Origin of the sequence: Xanthomonas hortorum pv. cynarae (genome assembly GCF_002939985.1) — a bacterium.
Taxonomy (GTDB): domain Bacteria; phylum Pseudomonadota; class Gammaproteobacteria; order Xanthomonadales; family Xanthomonadaceae; genus Xanthomonas; species Xanthomonas hortorum_D.
The window spans coordinates 1-1,137 of record NZ_MDFM01000078.1; the positions used below are offsets into that span (position 1 = coordinate 1).

Sequence of the window (1,137 nt, forward strand, 5' to 3'; positions counted from 1 at the left end):
ATGGTGGCGATGTACGACATCACGACAAAGCGCCTTGAGCGCTTGCGCAAGATTGAACAAGAGCGCACAGAGATTAAAGACAACGAACTGGGCAAGCTGGAGGACAATACCAACAAGCTGATCGCGCTGAAGACGCTGATGGACATCGATCGCCAGCAAATGGAGTCGGCGATGTTTGCGTATCAAACGCGGCTGGGCTTCTTGACCAAGCAACAGGATGCGCAGGCATGGGCGGCGATGCGGGGCAAGAAGGCGCCCTCCGGCGATCCCTCCAGTCAAGGAGGGGTCGGCAGCTTCTTCGAGAGTCTGGGCAACACCTTGGGCGATTTCGGCAAGTCGGTGGTCGCCGGGGCCGCCATGAAGGTGGCGTTGGATTCGGTCAGATCCGACAGGCCTCGTGATATGAAGCCATTAGAGTTGGGCAAGTGAGATCTCGGCACGCGCAGGATGCGCGTGCCGTCGCAGGTGTAATCGAACCCGGAGCAGCGAGTGCTCCACGGCCTGGCCGTCCAGTGGAATGTGGTGACATATGGATTTTCTGAGCAGTCTTGGTAATTACGCGTTCTTCTCGCTGATCAACGATTTCCTGCGCGACGAGATCGATATATTTCAGTGGACGCTACTGCAGCGCACCTCGGCCTTGATTGGCATTGTGTCCTTGACGGTGTTGACGCTGTGGGTCCTGTTCCAGGGGTATCGCATCGTGACCGGCCAGTCGCGCGAGGCGGCGATGGGCTTGGTGGTGACGGCGTTGCGTGCGGCGCTGATCATCGGTCTGGCGACGAGCATGGCCGAAGGTTCGTCGAAACTGTACTGGACGCTGACTGACGGTGTTAGCCAGTCCATTACCCAAGTGGTGACCGGGGATTCGGAAAGTCCCTACGATGCGATCGACAAGAATTTGGGCTTGATGCAGATTGCGATGATGAGCATCGATCAGATCCAGACAGCAGGCAACCAACAGCGCGACGACGAGAAGACCCGTGCGCGCTGGTTCACTGGGGTAGGGATGGCAGGCCCCGGTGTGGTGGGGGGCTCACTGCTGCTGTTGAACAAGATTGGTATGGCGCTGTTTGTGGGCTTCGGTCCCTTGTTCATCATGTGCCTCCTGTTCCAGGCGACGAAGTCGTTGTTCAG

At 58.1% G+C, this 1,137-nt stretch carries 1 protein-coding gene and 1 pseudogene; both read left to right on the top strand.

The genetic code is table 11. The annotated features are described in order from the left end of the window. Positions 1–429: pseudogene (locus XcyCFBP4188_RS22285) on the top strand (hypothetical protein); the annotation flags it as partial. Positions 430–529: 100 nt separating this feature from the next. Beyond that, on the top strand, positions 530–1,137 hold a 608-nt coding region (locus XcyCFBP4188_RS22290; RefSeq protein ID WP_146094085.1), incomplete at its 3' end, for a TrbL/VirB6 family protein.